Here is a 15,163-nt window from a genome sequence, read left to right as displayed (position 1 = left end):
GTCGCGGGGGTGCGGGGGCCGCGAGCGAGGCGGCGGCCGGGGGCTCACCCCCGGCCGCCGCCGACGGGGGTCAGCCGCTGATCTCCCGATGCGTGGTGCCGCCGCCGATGGCGACCTTGCGGGGCTTGGCACGCTCGGCGATCGGGATCCGCAGGGTCAGCACACCCGCGTCGTAGTCCGCCTTGATGTGCTCGGTGTCCAGGGTGTCGGCCAGCACGACCTGGCGGGAGAAGACACCCAGGGGCCGCTCGGAGAGCTCCATCTGCACGTCGTCCGCCTTGGTGACCGGGCGCCGCTCGGCCTTGACGGTCAGCATGTTCCGCTCGACGTCGACATCGATCGCGTCCGGGGACACACCGGGCAGGTCGAGGGCGATCACGTACTCCTCGCCCTCGCGGTAGGCGTCCATCGGCATCGCCGACGGGCGGGACCAGGTGCCGGTCGTGTTCACGAGCTGCTGGGTGAGGCGGTCCAGCTCACGGAACGGATCGGTGCGCATCAACATCGCAAAACACCTCCAGTGTTCGGGTCAGGCACGTTCCTGCCAATGCGTTTCACCTGCCTCTCGTTGTAACATGTCATCCAAGTGATGACAAGTGGAAAGTCATCGAGACGATGACACCGCCACGACACCGCACTGGAGGGCCCATGACCAGCGCCGATCAGCCCGCCTCCGACCACGGCGGTCTGACCCCCACGTCCTTCCTCGCGGCCGCCGCGGCGTTGGACACGATCCACGAGGCCCTGCACACCGCCCGGGCCTCCCGGGACGATGCGCGGCCCGAAGCCGACCAGGCCAGCTCACAGCAGGCGCTCGCCGCGCTCCTGTCGCTGCGCGAGGCGCGGGACCAACTCGCCGAGTGGGAAGCGGGTCTGATCGAGGCGGCCCGGGATGCGGGCGCCAGCTGGGCGGACCTCGCCCACCCGCTGGGCGTCTCCAGCCGCCAGGCCGCCGAGCGCCGCTACCTGCGGGTACGCCCCGGGCGTCCCGGCTCCACCGGCGAGCAGCGCGTACGGGCCACCCGCGACCGCCGCGCCGCCGACCGCACCGTCACCACCTGGGCCCGTGCCAACGCCGCGGATCTGCGCGGTCTGGCCGGTCGGATCACCGCGCTGACCGACCTCCCCGCCGCCGCCCGCACCCCCGTCGTCGAACTCACCGCCGCCCTCGCGGACGACGACGCCGCCGCCCTCATCGCCCCTCTGGCGGACACGCACACGTATCTGACGCCGGGCCACCCCGAGATCGCGGCCCGCGTCGACGACATCACCCGCCACACCGACCGACTGCGCCGCGCCAGCAGCGACCAGCGCCAGAACAGGACGTGATCGGCTCCCGTCGCGCGCGGCGCGGGGAGGAGGCGCGCGGAGGGGGCCCAGGGGCGCCGATGGAGCGAGGGGTCGCCCGGGTGGGGCACCAGGGCCTCAGGGGCCCGCCCGGCCCACAGCCCGGCGATCCGGCGTTTCCCCTGTCTGTCGCGCCCGCTCGATCAGGGGCGTTCGGCGCGGATGACCACCAGTTCCTCCTGGTCGTCGGCCTCCTCGATCAGGCCCTGGCGGACGAGCCAGGGGCGGCGGGAGCGCAGTACCGGGCCGTAGGGCACCTCGGCGCGGTCGACGACCGCGGCACGCAGTCCGCCGTCCCTGAGGCCCCGCAGCGTCGCGTCGGTGCCGCACAGGCCCGAGTGGACGACCAGCAGAGCCCCGCCCGGGCGGAGCATGCCGGGGGCCGCCGCGCAGAGGCGGTCGACGAACACCCGGCCGTCCCGGCCGGCCTCCCACGCCCGGGCCCGGCCCGCGCGCGGCATCCGGTCGGCGGGCGAGGGCACGTAGGGCGGATTGCTGATCACCAGGTCGTACGCGCGCCCCGCGACCGCCGCGTTCAGGTCACCGTGCCGGACGCGCACCCGCCGACGGGCGAGCAGCGCGTTGACGCGCGCCGTGACCACGGAGAGCCATGAGATGTCCACGGCGGTCACCCGGGCGCCCAGACGGGCCGCCTGTACGGCGACGGCGCCGCTGCCGGTCCCCAGGTCGAGCACCTCGGTGGAGGAGTCGATGCCCTCTCGGCACAGGGCGCGCACGAGCAGTTCGGTGTCCCACTGCGGGGCGTACACGCCCGGCGGGGTGAGCAACAGCGTCGACGTCGACACCAGCGTGAGCGCCGCCATCTGTCACCTCCGTATCACCTGCACCGCCCGGTGCGTGCCTCACTCGAGTGCCCAGAGATCCGGGGAGCACACAGTGACTACGGGTGGTCCGGCTGCTGGTCCGGCGGCACTCCTCCTCCCTCGCCTCCGCCCTTGCGGCCCTTGTCCGTGCCGTGGGCGCGGCCGCGCTCGGTCTCCGACTGGCGTGCCTTCAGCTCGGCGCTGTCCTGCGGTGTGGCACCGCCCTTGTCACTGCGCCGCTGTTCCGGCTGCTGCGGATTGGACATCTGTGACACCTCGCTCACTTCATGGGGTGGTGGAGACCGACGGGTGCCCCCCTGGGGAGGCATCCGAAGCCGTGTGGGGTTTTGTGCCGCTTGTGGGTACTCGCGGGACCGAGCGACGGTGAAGTCGCCGTCCCACTCCACGGAGGGATGGGTCCCCATGACTCAGCAAGTCAGCGAGCTGATGACAAGCGCACCGGTGACCGTCGAACCGCAGACGTCGGTGGCGACCGTGGCCCGGATGATGCGGGACGAGGACATCGGCGCCGTCCTGGTCACCGAGGGTGAGCGGCTGCGAGGGCTGGTCAGCGACCGCGACCTGGTGGTCCGCACGGTGGCCGAAGGCGGCGACCCGAACCGGACGACCGTGGCGGACGCCTGCAGCGACGACCTCGTCACGGTCGGCCCCGACGACGACGTACGCCGTGCGGTGGAACTGATGCGTGAGCACTCGGTGCGCCGTATGCCGGTCGTCGACGAGGAGCAGCACGCGGTGGGCATCGTCTCCCTCGGGGACCTGGCCATCGAGCGTGACCCCGAGTCGGCCCTCGGCGACATCAGCTCCACGAAGCCCAACAAGTAGCGCGTCCGCCGAAGGGAGCGTGCGCCATGACGACTCCTGATCCCGGCCCCCGGCGAACACCGGGAGTCGACGCACCCGGTGGTGTGCCCCCGGGTGAGACGCCACCGGGCGAAGGTGGCACCTACGGAATCTCCCATCCGGAGCCGCCCGCACCGCACAGGGGGTGGTGGTCGATGTCCCTCGTCCTGATCCTGGTGGTGGTGGCGCTGATGGTGGTCGGACTCGTCGGTATGGCCGTGGTCCTCTGAATGGCCGTGGTCGTCCTCTGACGTCGTCCGCGATCGTCCGAGGCCCGCCTGCCCGCGCGTCGCCGTCCCGTCGGCGTCCCGTGCAGCCGCGCGTTACCGCGCCCAGTCCTACCGGCCGCCACCGGACGGGTCGGTCAGGGCGATCCGCGCCGTGATGCGCTTGCCGACCGGCTCCCGCTCGACGTGGAGATCCTCGGTGACGGCCTTGACGATCTCCAGTCCGTGCTGCCCGATCCGGTCGGGGTCGGCGGCCTGTGCCGCCGGCACCGTGGGATCGCTGTCCCACACGACGATGTCCACGGTGTCGGAGGTGACCCGCAGTTCCAGGAGCACCGGACCGGGAGCGTACTTGCGGGCGTTGGTGACCAGTTCACTGACGACCAGCTGGGTGAGGTCCCGTACCCGTGCCGTGACCGGCAGGTGGTGGTCGGCGTGGGCGCGGTCGAGGAAGGCGAGGGCGTGGTGGCGGGCATCGGCGATGCAGCCGTCCTCGCCCCCCAGGGCGTATCCGGCGCGCATCATGTAGGTGTCCGGCCCGCTACAGCCGTCGCCGTCGGCATTCGATCCCACGTGTCCCGCCCTCATTCCCCCCTCACATACGCGCCCGTACCCGCGATGGTCCCATGCATGCCTCCTCGTCGGCCGCCGGCGTGCGAGGCACCGTCCGGACCGGACGAGCGGCGAAAGGGCCCGAGGGCGACTCTCCCGCCGAGTTCGGAAGCGGACCCCCGGGGCATTCGGGCGGCGCAGGCCTGCTCGCGCTCACGGAGACCCGGGGGAGGAGAGGTGTCATGGAACTGGCACGGGGAGGGAGCGGGGACGACGCGGGGTGGCTCTGGGCACTGGGTGCTCTGGCGCTGTACGTGCTGATCAGTTACGGGCTGCGGTACCGGGCCCGCGTCCGGCGCGGCTCCGTGCGGCCCGCCCGCGAGGCCCTGCACGACCTCGAGGACCGCGAGGACCCGCCGCCGCGGCAGCGCTTCGTCAGCCGCGTGATCATGCTGTGCGGCGGGGCGGCCACGGGTCTGGCCGCCTTCGCGACCAGCGGCGCCGTACGGGTCGTGGCCGTCGGGCTCACCCTGGTGGTGGGCGTGGCGGTGTGGGCGTACCACGACCACCGCGCGGAGGCGCGTGCCGCCGCGGACCCCGCGGACCGCTGACCCGCTCCCCCGGCCCGGGGCCGTGCCCCACTGTCCCGGGGTCACGGCCTCGGCCCGGGGTCCCGATCCCGGCCTGCGGGTCATGGCCCCGCTCCCGGCCTGCGGGTCACGGCCCCGGCCCGGGATCGGGCCGCACGGCCTCCGTGATGCCGGCGCGGGCCGCTTCGAGTTGGGCGGCGAACGCGATCCCCAGGAACAGCGCCACACCCGTCAGGTTGGTCCACAGCAGCAGGGCGACGAACGCCGTCAGCGGCCCGTACACGGCGCCGAACGATCCGCTCTTCGCGACGTAGAGCGCCAGCAGCCAGGTGGCCGTGACCCACAGGACCAGGTGGACCGCCGAGCCGAAGGCGAGCCAGGTGTAGCCCGGTTGGTCCCTGCGCGGGGCCCAGCGGAAGATCACCGCCGACGCGACCCAGGCGAGCAGGACGCCCAGCGGCACTTCGAGGGGGCCCCACCAGTCGAGCGACTCCGGCGGCCGGCCGAGGGCCTCCACCACCGCGTTCCGCACGGCGTCCCCGGCGACCAGGACGAGGAAGCCGAGGACCATCGGCATCCCCGCGGCGAGGGCGAGGAGCAGGGCCCGCCCGTACTTGGCGAGGAAGGGCCGGTCGCGTTCGATGCCGTAGATGCGGTTGGCGCCCCGCTCCACCTGCCCCATCGCCGAGGCGAGGTTGAGCAGGGCGAAGGCCAGCCCCAGCCACATGGCGACGGCGTTCCAGACACCGGAACCGGCGCTGCGCGCGGTGGCGTCCAGCGCGTCCTCGACGAGGCTCGCGCTGGCGCCCGGCACGATCCGGCCCACGGTGAGTTCGATGATCCGCCCCACGCTCTCCGTGTGCACGGTGGTGGCCACGCCGACCAGCGCGATGGTGAACGGCACCAGGCCGAGGACCACCTGGAAGGCGAGCGAACGGGAGTGGCTGAAACCGTCCGCGTAGCGGAACCGGGCGAACGCGTCGAGGAGCAGCCGGCGGCCCCCGTAGTGCCTCAGCGCGGTCAGCGCCTCGTCGCCGGAGAGTTCGTCCCCGATCATGTCCCGCGTCTGCGGGACGTGTACCACGGTTCCCATCGCGAGGCTCAGCCGCTCGCCGCGGCCGTCACCGTGTCGGGGTCCATCCCCGTCAACTCGACGATGCGGTGCGGCGGCACGCCCGCGGCCAGGGCGCGGCCGATCAGGCCGTCCCGGCCGTCCGCGCAGTCGCGGTAGGTGAGCAGCTCCTCCTCGATCCGGGCGAGGGGCTCCGGCGCCAACCGGTGGCGGACCCGGCTCAGTTCCTCGTCGCTCAGCGGGACGGGCAGCCGCTCCGCCCCTTCGGGAATGGCGGCCGTCTCCTCCGGTGGCAGCAGGCGCAGGCGCGCGGAGGTCGGGGTGGTCCCCTGGGCGTCCAGCCACGCGCGGACCGCGGGCGTCTCCATGCACGCGAGGTCCTCGACGGCGGCGGGGGCCACGCCGAGCGGCACGGACTCGTCGTCGAGCAGGAACAGATAGGCGTCGTCGGTCATCTTCGATCCTTTCCCCACGGCTGTCGACCGACATCCGCATACCCTCTCCCGGCCGATTCACCGTCCTGGTGACCCCGGCTCACGTGGGCGCCGGTGTCAGGCCGTTCCGCCGCGACGGCTCCGGAACCACCACACTCCGCCGCCGGCCGCGACGAGGACGGCCGCGCCGATGCCCAGCGGCACGGCCGGGGAGAGACCGTCGTCGCCGTCCGTGCTGTCCGCCGCGGGCTCCGCCGACGGCGTCCCGGCGTCCGACTCCGCCGTGGCCTCCTTCGTGGGGGCGGCCGTCGTGGGCTCCTCGGAGGCCGTGGGCGTGGGGCTGACGAGCTTCGCGCCGGGCGCGGCGGCCTTCAGGTCCAGGCGGGGTGCCGGGTGACCGTGGTGGCCGTCCTCCTCGGACTCCTCCTCCAGTTCGATCCAGCGGTCCACCTTGCCGTCGCTGTAGGACTGCAGCGTCTTGAAGAGCAGCGCCTCGGCGTCGGGCAACTGCCGTACGGTGACGACGTACTCGACGTCCTCCCCCACGGCTCGTTTCTCGCCCGAGACGGTGTAGCCCCGGCTGGTGGGAGCGAACTTCCAGCCGTCAGGGCCCTTCTCGTAGGTGATGTCGGCGGGGACGAGGCCCTTCGGCAGGATCACCTCCAGCTTGGTGATGCCGGCCGTGGTGGACTCCGACGCGGCGGAGAAGGTCAGTTCGACGTTCTGGTCGAGGGCGCGGGCGCCCTCCGCCTCGACCTCCGCGTGGGCCGCGGCGGGCACCGCGAGGGCGACGACGGACGCGAGGGCGACCGTGGTGAGCGCGCCGGATCGACGCAGGGTGCGCAGCAGGGTGGAGCGATGCACGGGGAACTCCCTTGTGTGGGTGGGCTGAAGGCTGTGGCGGGACACGGGCCGCCCCGGCGCACGCGGATCAGCCGGGGCTGACCGTCGGGCGCGGGGGTGCCGCGTTCGCCCGGGCCGTGGAGGGCGACTGAGCGTCGTCCTGGCGGAGACGGCCCCGGGAATCCGGCTGTCGTCAGACGGCGACAGCGGTCCCGACCGGTGGCCCCCGGGAGGTGATCGCGTAGGTGAGGAGGTAGCGGCGCGGCCCGCCGTCCGTACGGGCGCGACGGGCGCGGACCGGCGGACGGTACGACGGCACGGGCGGCCCGAGGAGCAGGCGGAGCGGCGCGGTCAGCCATCCGGCGAGCGCCCGCAGGATGCGGAAGGCGGCCCGCTCACCGTGGGCGAGCCAGAGGCCGCACAGCAGCGCGGCCAGCAGATGGGCGGCGAGCATGCCCGTCGAGGGCAGGCCCCCCATGACGTGCTCCAGCCCGTGCGCGACCCCCATGCCCATGGGGTCCGTCGACGGCGAGGAGGGCAGGGCTCCCGTCGCGTGGTCCATCGAGGCCATGGCGGGGACGGCACCCACCGGGTGGTCGTTCGCGTCCGTGGCCCGGGCCGTGGCGCTCCGGGGATGCCGGACCACCGTGTGGGCGAGCGAGAACATCGCGTGGAGGAACGCCTGGGCCGCGACCGTGGCGGAGCCGACCAGGAGCGGCCCGCGCTCCCGGGCACCCGACCACCAGGCCCCGCCGCCGGTCACCGCCGCTCCCGCGGCCATGGCCCACCAGGGCACGGCGGTCCCCGACATCAGGACGTGCCCGAGGGAGGTGAGCAGCACGCAGACAGCCGCGAACACGGCGGCCCTGAGCGTGCGGGAACACCCCCCAGCGGTCATCGAGCCACATCCTCGCAGTCCTGGTCCCCAGCGTCACGAGAGAGTACGTGAACTCCCCTGGCCCCCCACTCAATCCAGCCTCGGTGACACACGCCACACCGGCCGCCGACAACGGGGGTCGCTCCCCCGTGCGCCGCTCGGTCGTGTGTCGGCCCGGCGTCCCGGCGTCCCGGGGCTGGGCGCGGCGGGCCGATACGGCATCAAGCCAAAGTGACACCGGTCGCGTCGGTCGTCTTTCGGGATCGGTGTGGCGCTCCTATCTTCGTACGCCGACAGTTACCGACGGTAAGGGGTGGGCGATGGACGCGCTGGGCGGCACCACACGCAGAGGGTTCCTGGGTACGGCCACGGCCGCCGGCGGCGCCGTCGCCCTGGGCACCACCGGGCGCGCGGCGGCCCAGGAGGCTGCCGCCGCACCGACCGTGGCCGTCCTGGGCGGAGGCGTCGCCGGGCTCACGGCCGCGCACGAACTCGCCGAACGCGGCTTCCGGGTGACGGTCTACGAACGCAAGGCGCTCGGCGGCAAGGCCCGCAGCATGGACGTGCCGGGCAGCGGTACGGGCGGCCGTGCCCCGTTGCCCGGGGAGCACGGCTTCCGCTTCATCCCGGGGATCTATCACAACCTGCCCGACACCATGCGCCGCATCCCCTTCCCGGGCAACGCCCACGGCGTGCACGACAACCTCGTCGCCCCCAAGGAGATGCTGTTCGCCCGGTCCGGCGGCCGCGAGGACATCAGGGTCCCGCTCCCCTGGCCGGACAACGGCCCCGCCGAACTCACCCCCGACGAGATCCGCCGGGCCGTCACCTCGGTACTGGACACCGCCTTCAACCTCCCCCTCCACGAGGCCCTCTACTTCGCCAACCGCTTCCTGGTCTTCCTCACCAGCTGCGACGAACGCCGCGACGAGACCTGGGAACGGACGCCGTGGTGGGAGTTCGTACGGGCCGGGCAGATGTCGTACGACTACCAGCGGATCCTCGCCGTCGGCATCACCCGCAACATCGTGGCCACCAAGGCGGAGGAGGCCAGCACCCGTACGGTCGCCACCCTGCTGGAGGCCTTCGCCTTCAACCTGCTGGGGCGGGGCGCGGACGGCCCGCTGGACCGGATCCTGAACGCGCCCACGAACGAGGCCTGGATCGACCCGTGGGTGAGCCATCTGCGGTCGCTCGGGGTCGAGTTCCGGCTCGGCTGGACCGTACGGGACCTGACCCTGGACGGGGGCCGGATCGGCGGGGCCGTCATGGAGGACCCGGCGGGCACCCGGCGGACCGTCACCGCCGACCACTACATCTCGGCCATGCCGGTCGAGCACGCCCGGCGCACCTGGAACGCGGCCGTGCGCGCCGCCGATCCCCAACTGGCCGCGTGCGACCGGCTGAAGACCGACTGGATGACCGGCATCCAGTTCTATCTGACCGAACGCACGCCGATCCTGCACGGTCATCTCGACCTCGTCGACTCCCCCTGGTCGCTGACCGCGATCGCGCAGGCGCAGCACTGGCCGGGCCACGACTTCCCCGCCGACTTCGGCGACGGCACGGTCGCGGACTGCCTCTCCGTGGACGTCTCCGAGTGGGACCGGCCCGGCATCCTGTACGGGAAGACGGCCAAGCAGTGCACCCGCGCCGAGGTCGCCCGCGAGGTGTGGGCACAGCTGAAGGCCGCGCTCGACGACACCGGCCGTACGGTCCTGAAGGACTCCGTGCTGCACTCCTGGTTCCTGGACCCGGCCGTGGACGGACTCGGCACCCCGAACCCGGTCAACGAGGAGCAGTTGCTCATCCATCCGACGGGGACCTTCCACCACCGCCCCCGATCGGCCACGAGGATCCCCAACCTCTTCCTGTCCGGCGACTACGTGGCCGTACCCATCGACCTGGCGACCATGGAGGGGGCCAACACCTCGGCCCGGCAGGCGGTCAACGCCCTGCTGGACCGGATCGGTTCGTCCGCCGAGCGGTGCGCCGTCACCCCGTTGTACCGGGCGCCCGAGTTCGAGGCGCTCAAGCGCCACGACCGCACCCGGTACCTCCTGCGGCTGCCGAACCTCTTCGACCTCGGCTGACGCGCCGTCCGGCAGGGGCGACACCCCACGGTCCGCGCCGGGTGGGGGCGTCGGCCGCGAGGGGGCGGGCCCACCGACCGGACGAAGGGTTCCCCGGGCCCGTACGCTGTCCGCCTGGACTCCCCCGGAGGCCGTGGAGCGCCTGCTCCCCCGACACCCCGAAGGCGGTACGGCCGTGAAGGTGCACCACCTCAACTGCGGGACCATGCTCCCGCTCACCGGCGCGCTGGTCTGCCACGTCCTGCTCGTCGAGGCGCCGGACGGACTGGTGCTGGTGGACTCCGGGTTCGGGCTGGGCGACATCGCCGAGCCCGGACGCCGGCTGGGCCCCTCCCGGCATCTGATCCGGCCCGTGCTCCGGGCCGAGGAGACGGCCGCGCGTCAGGTCGAGGCCCTCGGGTTCCGGCGCGACGACGTGCGGCACATCGTCGTCACCCACTTCGACTTCGACCACATCGGCGGTCTGTCCGACTTCCCCGGCGCCCAGGTCCACACGACCGCGGCCGAGGTCCTGGGGGCCATGGTCTCCCCGTCCCGGCGGGAACGGTCCCGGTACCGGCCCGCGCAGTGGGCCCACGGCCCGAAGATCGTCGAGCACACTCCGGACGGCGAGGCGTGGCGCGGCTTCGCCGCCGCCAGGGAACTCGACGCCGTCGCCCCGGGAATCGTCCTGGTCTCCCTGCCGGGGCACACCCGCGGCCACGCCTGCGTCGCGGTCGACACCGGAAGCGGCTGGATCCTGCACGCCGGCGACGCCTTCTACCACCGCGGGACGCTCGACGGGCGCGCCCCCGTCCCGCGTGCCCTGCGCGCCGTGGAGAACCTGCTGGCGAACGACCTGAAGCAGGTGCGCGCCAACCACGCCCGCCTCGCCGAACTGCACCGCCGCGCCGACGCCGACCTGACCGTCGTCAACGCGCACGACCCCGTCCTGTACGAGCGCGCCCGCACCGCGCCGTAGCCACGGCACCGCACGGGCCGCCCCGGTGGCGACCGTGGAGAGGGCGTGCGGCGGGCGCGCGGCGGTCAGATCCAGCCGTCGAGGGACTTCATGAAGCCGTCGAAGTCGTCCCGGTGGATGGTGTGGCCCGCTCCGGGGACCGTACGGACCTCGAAGCCGTGGGCCCTGAGCCGGCCGGTGTCCTCGGGGCCGACCAGGAAGCTGGGGTCGGCGAGTTGGAGGAGGGAGGGGACGACGGGGCGGTCGGGGACGAAGCCGGTGAGCGGGCGGCCGCCGAGGAAGTGGGCGGAGCCCGCGTCCCAGGCGGCCAGGGTGGCCATCTCGATGTCGACGTCCTCGGGGTCCCAGCGCGGGTTGAGCGCGGCCGCCTGGGCCCGGGTGGTGCGCTTGAAGGAGGCGAACACCTCGGGGCCGACGTGGCGGTCGGGGTCGGCCGACGACCATGCGGGGTCCGAGTAGACCGCCCGCCGGGGCCGCAGCCGTTCGACGGCGAGGGAGAGCGCGAGCCCGCCCAGGGAGTGCCCGAGGGCCAGATCGGCCTGTCCGGGCAGGGTGTCGACGAGGTCGTCGGCGAAGAGCCACGGGCTGTACTCGCCGCGCGGTGAGAGCCCGTGGCCCCGCAGGTCCACGGCGATCACCCGGTAGCCGCGGTCCGCGAGCGCCGGGGCGACCCGGCGCCAGGTGCGGGAGTCGGACATGATGCCGTGGACGAGCAGGGCGGTCCGGTCACCGGCGCCCCATTGCCGGGTGTGCAGTCGCACGTCGTGCCCTTCGTGGTCGGCCGTGGATTCGGCGTCGATTCGGCGTCGATTCGGTGTCTGTGGTGGGGCTTGCGTCAGCCGGGCTCCATCAGGCCGCGTCGGGGACCGTCGCGTCGAGCGCGGTGCGCAGGGCCGTGGCCATCAGGTCGATCGCCTCCTTGCCGGCCGGCACCGGGCCGGTGTGGGTGAAGTAGTGGTCGACGCCCTCGAAGACGCGGTGGGTGACCGGGACCCCGGCTGCTTCCAGGGCCTCGGCGTAGGCGTCGCCCTCGTCCCGCAGGCGGTCGTTCTCGGCGGTGATGACGAGGGCCGGGGGCAGTCCGGCGAGGTCGTCGGCGAGTCCGGGGGAGGCCAGCGGGTCGGCGAGGTCCGCCGGATCCGGGACGTAGGCGGCGGTGAAGATCCGCATGAGCTGCGGGCTGAGCAGCGGCTTGGCGATACGGGACCGCTTGGTGGCCGGGTCGGCGACCTGGTCGAGCGGCGCGGAGTCGATGATCTGGAGGCGCGGGGTGAAGGTGCCCCGGGCGCGAGCCGTCCGACAGACGCCGGCGGTCAGGTTGGCTCCCGCGCTGTGTCCGCCGACGGCGACCCGTGAGCCGTCCCAGTCATGGCTCTCGCCGTTCCGCACGACCCACTCGACGACGTCGTAGGCCTGGGTGACGGCGGTGGGGTAGACGCGCTGCGGGGCGACGGCGTAGTCCACGTTGACGACGACACAGCCGGCCGTGGCGGCGATGTAGCGGCAGATGTGGTCGTCCTGTTCGGGGCGGGCCACGATGAAGCCGCCGCCGTGGAAGTTGACGTAGACGGGAGCGGGGGTGGCGGTGGTGGCCGGCGGGCGGTAGACGGTGCACTCGACGGGGCCGGCACCCGTCTCCACCCGGAGGGTTTCCGTCCGCTTCGGGATGTCGGTGAAGCGCAGGTCCTGGTGGACACGGGTCATGACACCGCTGAGCAGCAGCTGCACCCCTCTGGCCTGGATTCTGGCACCGAACGACATGATCGCACCCACCCATCGCTCCAACATTGAATTAACAGGAATCCTGTTGATGGGATGATGGACGCTGATCCCGTTTTCCGCAACGGTGGGCACGCCACCGTCGCGGGGACGGTGGCGTGGGGTGCGCGAGAGGGACGCGGAGGTCAGCTCTCCGCGGCGAGGAGGACGAAGTCCGCGTTCGACGGGTCGAGGCAGACGGCCAGCCGGCCGACGCCCGGCATGTCCTCGGGGCCCATCTGCACGCTGCCGCCGTTCCCGGTCACCGCCGCCACGGCCGTGTCACAGTCGGTGACGGCGAAGACGGGGTGCCAGTACGGCCGCCCGTCGTTCAGGGCGAGGTCCTCGGCGCGGAGCTGCATGAGGCCGCCCTGCATCCGCTCCTCGGGGAGCCCGGCGGGGGTGATGAGCGTGTACGCGCCCGCGTCGCCCGGCATCGGCATCTCACCGAACTGCCAGCCGAGGACGCCGCCGTAGAACTCCTTGGCGGCCGGGGCGTCGGTCGTGTACAGCTCCGTCCAGGTCAGCGAGCCCGGCTCGTCCGCGAGTTCGAAGCCCGCGTTCGTGCCCGGCTGCCAGACGGCGAACTGGCCGCCGAGCGGGTCGCTGTACTGGGCCATCCGCCCCCAGTCACCGAGGTCCCTCGACGGCACCCGCACCGTGCCTCCGGCACCCTCCACGGCCCGCGTCGTGGCATCCGCGTCGGTGACGGTGTAGTAGATCATCCAGGCCGAACGCGCGCCCTGCTCGGTGAGCTCGCCGAGCCCGCCGGCGACCTTGCCGTCCTTGCGGAAGACCCCGCCCGAGCCCTCCGTCTCCTCGCCCTCACCCTCGCCCCCGCCGCCCATCGGCTCGTACTCCCAGCCCAGCACCGCCCGGTAGAAGGCCGCCGCGGCCGGCAGGTCGCGGACGCCGAGGTCCAGCCAGCAGGGGGAGCCGGGCGTCAGGTCTGTGGTGATCACGGGATTCCCCTTCGCGTTCTCGGTTCCTGTGCCTTCAGCCTGACACCGCCCCCGGGCGCCCGCGCGCCGACCGTCAGGCGTCGAGGTCGTCGGCGAAGTGGCGGAAGCCGTGCCGGTCGCGGTGGATGCCCCAGAGGGTGTCGGCGAGGACGGCCGGGTCCTTGCGGGGGTGCCCGGGGACGATCGCGCCGGGCACCACCAGCTGCGCGACGTGGATGCCCTCGGCCCCGAGGGCATCGTGCAGGAGGTGCCCGTACGCGCTCTCGGCGGCGAACGCGACGGACGTCCCGGCCCGGTCGGGGTGCGGGACCACGGCCGTGCCGCCGTTGACGAACAGGATCGTGCCCCGGCCGAGGGCGCGCATACCGGGCAGCACCTGCCGTACGGCCGCGACCGCGCCGTAGACGGAGAACTCGATCGGGCCGACCAGGTCGGCGTGGCTCGTCTCCAGCACCGGCAGCATGAAGTCCGGGTGCGGCAGAGGGCTGTACTGGAGGACCTCGATCGGGCCCAGCGCCGAGTGCGCCGCGTCGAGCGCGGCGGTCAGGGCCTCCGGGTCGCGTACGTCGGCGGCGAACCCCTGCGCGGTGACGCCCTGGTCGGCCAGGTCGGCGGCGAGCGCCTTCGAGCGCTCCGGGTCGCGGGCGACGAGCGCCACGGCGAACCCCTCGCGGCCGAAGCGACGGGCGACGGCCGCGCCGAGACCCGGCCCGGCTCCGATGACGGCGATGGCGGTCATGACGTACTTGCCTCCCTGACGTGACGGACTGACGGTCCCCACTGTCCCGGAGCTGTCACGACGGCTCAATGTCGCGCACTTCGTCGACGCCGGTCAGCGGTCGGCTCCCCGCGCTGCCGACGGGCGCCGGTGCCCCGGTACGGGCGCCCGCCGAGGTGTCGGCGGGCGGCCGTACGCTTGCCCCCGTGGAGGACTACGACATCCTGGACACCCCGGACAGTGACGGCTCGGCCGGCGACAACCCGGACAGCGCCGCCCCGGACGGCCCGCAGCCGCGCCCGCAGTCGCTCATGCTCGCCTTCTTCGGCAACCACGTGCTGGAGGAGGGCGAGGACGACGGTGGTCCGTGCGTGTACTCGGGCAGCATCATCGGCGTGCTCGGCCGGGTCGGCGTCGGCGAACAGGCCGTACGTTCCACCTTGACCCGGATGGTCAACCGCGGTCTGCTGCGGCGCCGACGCGAGGGCCGCAAGATGTACTTCGGACTCACCCCGCAGGCGACGCGTGTCCTGTGGGACGGCCACACTCGTATCTGGGAGCAGGGCGCGGTCAACGACGACTGGGACGGCTCCTGGACCCTCCTCGGCTTCTCCCTCCCCGACTCCTGGAAGCGTCAGCGGCACGACCTGCGTTCGCGGCTGACCTGGTCCGGGTTCGGCGCCCTCTACAGCGGGCTCTGGATCGCCCCCGGGCACGTCGACATCGCCCCGGCGGTCGCCGAGCTCGGACTCAAGGACCACGTCAAGATCTTCCACGCGCGGGCGAACGTGGCCACCGACGTCGAGCTGATGATCAGCGACACCTGGGACCTGGAAGGCATCGCCTCCCGTTACGTCGCCTTCGACAAACGCTGGACGGCCGTGCTGGGCTCGGGGGTGGGCTCCGGTGACGATCCGATCGGCACCCGGTTGCGGCTGATCAGTGAGTGGCTGTGGACCATCCGCGCCGACCCCCGGCTCCCCGCCCGTCCACCCCCCCCCCCGGACCGCCCCACCCCCGGGCGGCCCCCCGGGGGCCCCC

19 protein-coding genes are annotated in these 15,163 nt (G+C 73.3%); 7 read left to right on the top strand and 12 right to left on the bottom strand.

Translation table 11 applies throughout. The features are described from left to right. Nucleotides 1-70: 70 nt before the first annotated feature. Nucleotides 71-505 carry an Hsp20/alpha crystallin family protein gene (locus P1P70_RS27095; RefSeq protein ID WP_319242166.1) on the bottom strand — a complete coding sequence of 145 codons (435 nt, stop codon included), beginning with the start codon at nucleotides 503-505 and terminating at the stop codon, nucleotides 71-73. 143 nt (nucleotides 506-648) lie between these two features. On the opposite strand from P1P70_RS27095, the gene P1P70_RS27090 reads away from it, so the two are divergent. After that, nucleotides 649-1,329: a type III effector protein gene (locus tag P1P70_RS27090; RefSeq protein ID WP_319242164.1), complete on the top strand. Its 681-nt coding sequence runs from the start codon at nucleotides 649-651 to the stop codon at nucleotides 1,327-1,329. A 161-nt stretch (nucleotides 1,330-1,490) separates the two neighbouring features. Here the strand turns inward: P1P70_RS27090 and P1P70_RS27085 are convergent, their stop codons facing one another. Both P1P70_RS27085 and P1P70_RS27080 read right to left on the bottom strand, forming a co-directional pair. Further along, nucleotides 1,491-2,171: a HemK2/MTQ2 family protein methyltransferase gene (locus P1P70_RS27085; protein WP_319242162.1), complete on the bottom strand. Its 681-nt coding sequence runs from the start codon at nucleotides 2,169-2,171 to the stop codon at nucleotides 1,491-1,493. Nucleotides 2,172-2,248: 77 nt separating this feature from the next. Beyond that, on the bottom strand, nucleotides 2,249-2,437 hold the full coding sequence (locus tag P1P70_RS27080) for a hypothetical protein (RefSeq protein ID WP_319242160.1): 189 nt from the start codon (nucleotides 2,435-2,437) through the stop codon (nucleotides 2,249-2,251). A gap of 157 nt (nucleotides 2,438-2,594) precedes the next feature. Between P1P70_RS27080 and P1P70_RS27075 the strand changes: the two genes are divergently transcribed. Both P1P70_RS27075 and P1P70_RS27070 read left to right on the top strand, forming a co-directional pair. Continuing rightward, entirely contained in the window at nucleotides 2,595-3,017 is a 423-nt protein-coding gene (locus tag P1P70_RS27075) for a CBS domain-containing protein (protein ID WP_319242158.1), read from the top strand. A gap of 26 nt (nucleotides 3,018-3,043) precedes the next feature. Then, nucleotides 3,044-3,265 carry a DUF6480 family protein gene (locus P1P70_RS27070; protein WP_319242156.1) on the top strand — a complete coding sequence of 74 codons (222 nt, stop codon included), beginning with the start codon at nucleotides 3,044-3,046 and terminating at the stop codon, nucleotides 3,263-3,265. 108 nt (nucleotides 3,266-3,373) lie between these two features. Here the strand turns inward: P1P70_RS27070 and P1P70_RS27065 are convergent, their stop codons facing one another. Further along, nucleotides 3,374-3,835, bottom strand: a complete 462-nt coding sequence (locus P1P70_RS27065) for an ATP-binding protein (protein ID WP_319242154.1) — start codon at nucleotides 3,833-3,835, stop codon at nucleotides 3,374-3,376. Nucleotides 3,836-4,056: 221 nt separating this feature from the next. Here P1P70_RS27065 and P1P70_RS27060 point away from each other — a divergent pair, with 221 nt between their 5' ends. Then, the gene (locus P1P70_RS27060) at nucleotides 4,057-4,425 is read left to right on the top strand and encodes a hypothetical protein (RefSeq protein WP_319242152.1); all 369 of its coding nucleotides are present in this window, start codon (nucleotides 4,057-4,059) and stop codon (nucleotides 4,423-4,425) included. A 106-nt stretch (nucleotides 4,426-4,531) separates the two neighbouring features. On the opposite strand, the gene P1P70_RS27055 is transcribed toward P1P70_RS27060, so the two are convergent. The 4 genes from P1P70_RS27055 to P1P70_RS27040 all read right to left on the bottom strand — a co-directional run bounded on the left by P1P70_RS27055 (nucleotide 4,532) and on the right by P1P70_RS27040 (nucleotide 7,651). Next, entirely contained in the window at nucleotides 4,532-5,497 is a 966-nt protein-coding gene (locus P1P70_RS27055; RefSeq protein WP_319242150.1) for a YihY/virulence factor BrkB family protein, read from the bottom strand. 8 nt (nucleotides 5,498-5,505) lie between these two features. Continuing rightward, on the bottom strand, nucleotides 5,506-5,931 hold the full coding sequence (locus tag P1P70_RS27050) for a DUF6003 family protein (protein ID WP_319242148.1): 426 nt from the start codon (nucleotides 5,929-5,931) through the stop codon (nucleotides 5,506-5,508). A 96-nt stretch (nucleotides 5,932-6,027) separates the two neighbouring features. After that, entirely contained in the window at nucleotides 6,028-6,774 is a 747-nt protein-coding gene (locus tag P1P70_RS27045) for a DUF1775 domain-containing protein (RefSeq protein ID WP_319242146.1), read from the bottom strand. 172 nt (nucleotides 6,775-6,946) lie between these two features. After that, nucleotides 6,947-7,651, bottom strand: coding sequence for a hypothetical protein (locus tag P1P70_RS27040; RefSeq protein WP_319242144.1), 705 nt, complete (start codon nucleotides 7,649-7,651; stop codon nucleotides 6,947-6,949). A gap of 299 nt (nucleotides 7,652-7,950) precedes the next feature. On the opposite strand from P1P70_RS27040, the gene P1P70_RS27035 reads away from it, so the two are divergent. Beyond that, nucleotides 7,951-9,723 (top strand): FAD-dependent oxidoreductase, encoded by a 1,773-nt coding sequence (locus P1P70_RS27035; protein WP_319242142.1) that lies wholly within the window; start codon nucleotides 7,951-7,953, stop codon nucleotides 9,721-9,723. Between the two features lie 175 nt (nucleotides 9,724-9,898). Then, a complete protein-coding gene (locus P1P70_RS27030; protein WP_319242140.1) occupies nucleotides 9,899-10,684 on the top strand; it encodes an MBL fold metallo-hydrolase in 786 nt (261 codons plus the stop codon). A 65-nt stretch (nucleotides 10,685-10,749) separates the two neighbouring features. On the opposite strand, the gene P1P70_RS27025 is transcribed toward P1P70_RS27030, so the two are convergent. The 4 genes from P1P70_RS27025 to P1P70_RS27010 form a co-directional block, all read right to left on the bottom strand. Continuing rightward, nucleotides 10,750-11,445 carry an alpha/beta hydrolase gene (locus P1P70_RS27025; RefSeq protein WP_319242138.1) on the bottom strand — a complete coding sequence of 232 codons (696 nt, stop codon included), beginning with the start codon at nucleotides 11,443-11,445 and terminating at the stop codon, nucleotides 10,750-10,752. An 88-nt stretch (nucleotides 11,446-11,533) separates the two neighbouring features. Further along, nucleotides 11,534-12,445 carry an alpha/beta hydrolase gene (locus tag P1P70_RS27020; RefSeq protein WP_319242170.1) on the bottom strand — a complete coding sequence of 304 codons (912 nt, stop codon included), beginning with the start codon at nucleotides 12,443-12,445 and terminating at the stop codon, nucleotides 11,534-11,536. Nucleotides 12,446-12,588: 143 nt separating this feature from the next. Further along, nucleotides 12,589-13,404 (bottom strand): VOC family protein, encoded by an 816-nt coding sequence (locus P1P70_RS27015; RefSeq protein WP_319242136.1) that lies wholly within the window; start codon nucleotides 13,402-13,404, stop codon nucleotides 12,589-12,591. A gap of 73 nt (nucleotides 13,405-13,477) precedes the next feature. Further along, a complete protein-coding gene (locus tag P1P70_RS27010) occupies nucleotides 13,478-14,143 on the bottom strand; it encodes an SDR family NAD(P)-dependent oxidoreductase (RefSeq protein ID WP_319242134.1) in 666 nt (221 codons plus the stop codon). 185 nt (nucleotides 14,144-14,328) lie between these two features. Between P1P70_RS27010 and P1P70_RS27005 the strand changes: the two genes are divergently transcribed. Continuing rightward, a partial coding sequence (locus tag P1P70_RS27005) for a PaaX family transcriptional regulator (RefSeq protein WP_413471554.1) occupies nucleotides 14,329-15,163 on the top strand: 835 nt, incomplete at its 3' end.

The sequence above is a fragment of the Streptomyces sp. MB09-02B genome (genome assembly GCF_033794485.1).
GTDB lineage: Bacteria > Actinomycetota > Actinomycetes > Streptomycetales > Streptomycetaceae > Streptomyces.
This window is presented reverse-complemented; position numbering and strand designations above follow the sequence as displayed.

Coding starts and splice junctions, on each gene's coding strand:
- P1P70_RS27075 (WP_319242158.1), top strand. CDS start 2,595: ATGACTCAGCAAGTCAGCGAGCTGATGACAAGCGCACCGGTGACCGTC.
- P1P70_RS27040 (WP_319242144.1), bottom strand. CDS start 7,651: ATGACCGCTGGGGGGTGTTCCCGCACGCTCAGGGCCGCCGTGTTCGCG.
- P1P70_RS27010 (WP_319242134.1), bottom strand. CDS start 14,143: ATGACCGCCATCGCCGTCATCGGAGCCGGGCCGGGTCTCGGCGCGGCC.
- P1P70_RS27050 (WP_319242148.1), bottom strand. CDS start 5,931: ATGACCGACGACGCCTATCTGTTCCTGCTCGACGACGAGTCCGTGCCG.
- P1P70_RS27055 (WP_319242150.1), bottom strand. CDS start 5,497: ATGGGAACCGTGGTACACGTCCCGCAGACGCGGGACATGATCGGGGAC.
- P1P70_RS27020 (WP_319242170.1), bottom strand. CDS start 12,445: ATGTCGTTCGGTGCCAGAATCCAGGCCAGAGGGGTGCAGCTGCTGCTC.
- P1P70_RS27060 (WP_319242152.1), top strand. CDS start 4,057: ATGGAACTGGCACGGGGAGGGAGCGGGGACGACGCGGGGTGGCTCTGG.
- P1P70_RS27080 (WP_319242160.1), bottom strand. CDS start 2,437: ATGTCCAATCCGCAGCAGCCGGAACAGCGGCGCAGTGACAAGGGCGGT.
- P1P70_RS27090 (WP_319242164.1), top strand. CDS start 649: ATGACCAGCGCCGATCAGCCCGCCTCCGACCACGGCGGTCTGACCCCC.
- P1P70_RS27035 (WP_319242142.1), top strand. CDS start 7,951: ATGGACGCGCTGGGCGGCACCACACGCAGAGGGTTCCTGGGTACGGCC.
- P1P70_RS27095 (WP_319242166.1), bottom strand. CDS start 505: ATGTTGATGCGCACCGATCCGTTCCGTGAGCTGGACCGCCTCACCCAG.
- P1P70_RS27070 (WP_319242156.1), top strand. CDS start 3,044: ATGACGACTCCTGATCCCGGCCCCCGGCGAACACCGGGAGTCGACGCA.
- P1P70_RS27085 (WP_319242162.1), bottom strand. CDS start 2,171: ATGGCGGCGCTCACGCTGGTGTCGACGTCGACGCTGTTGCTCACCCCG.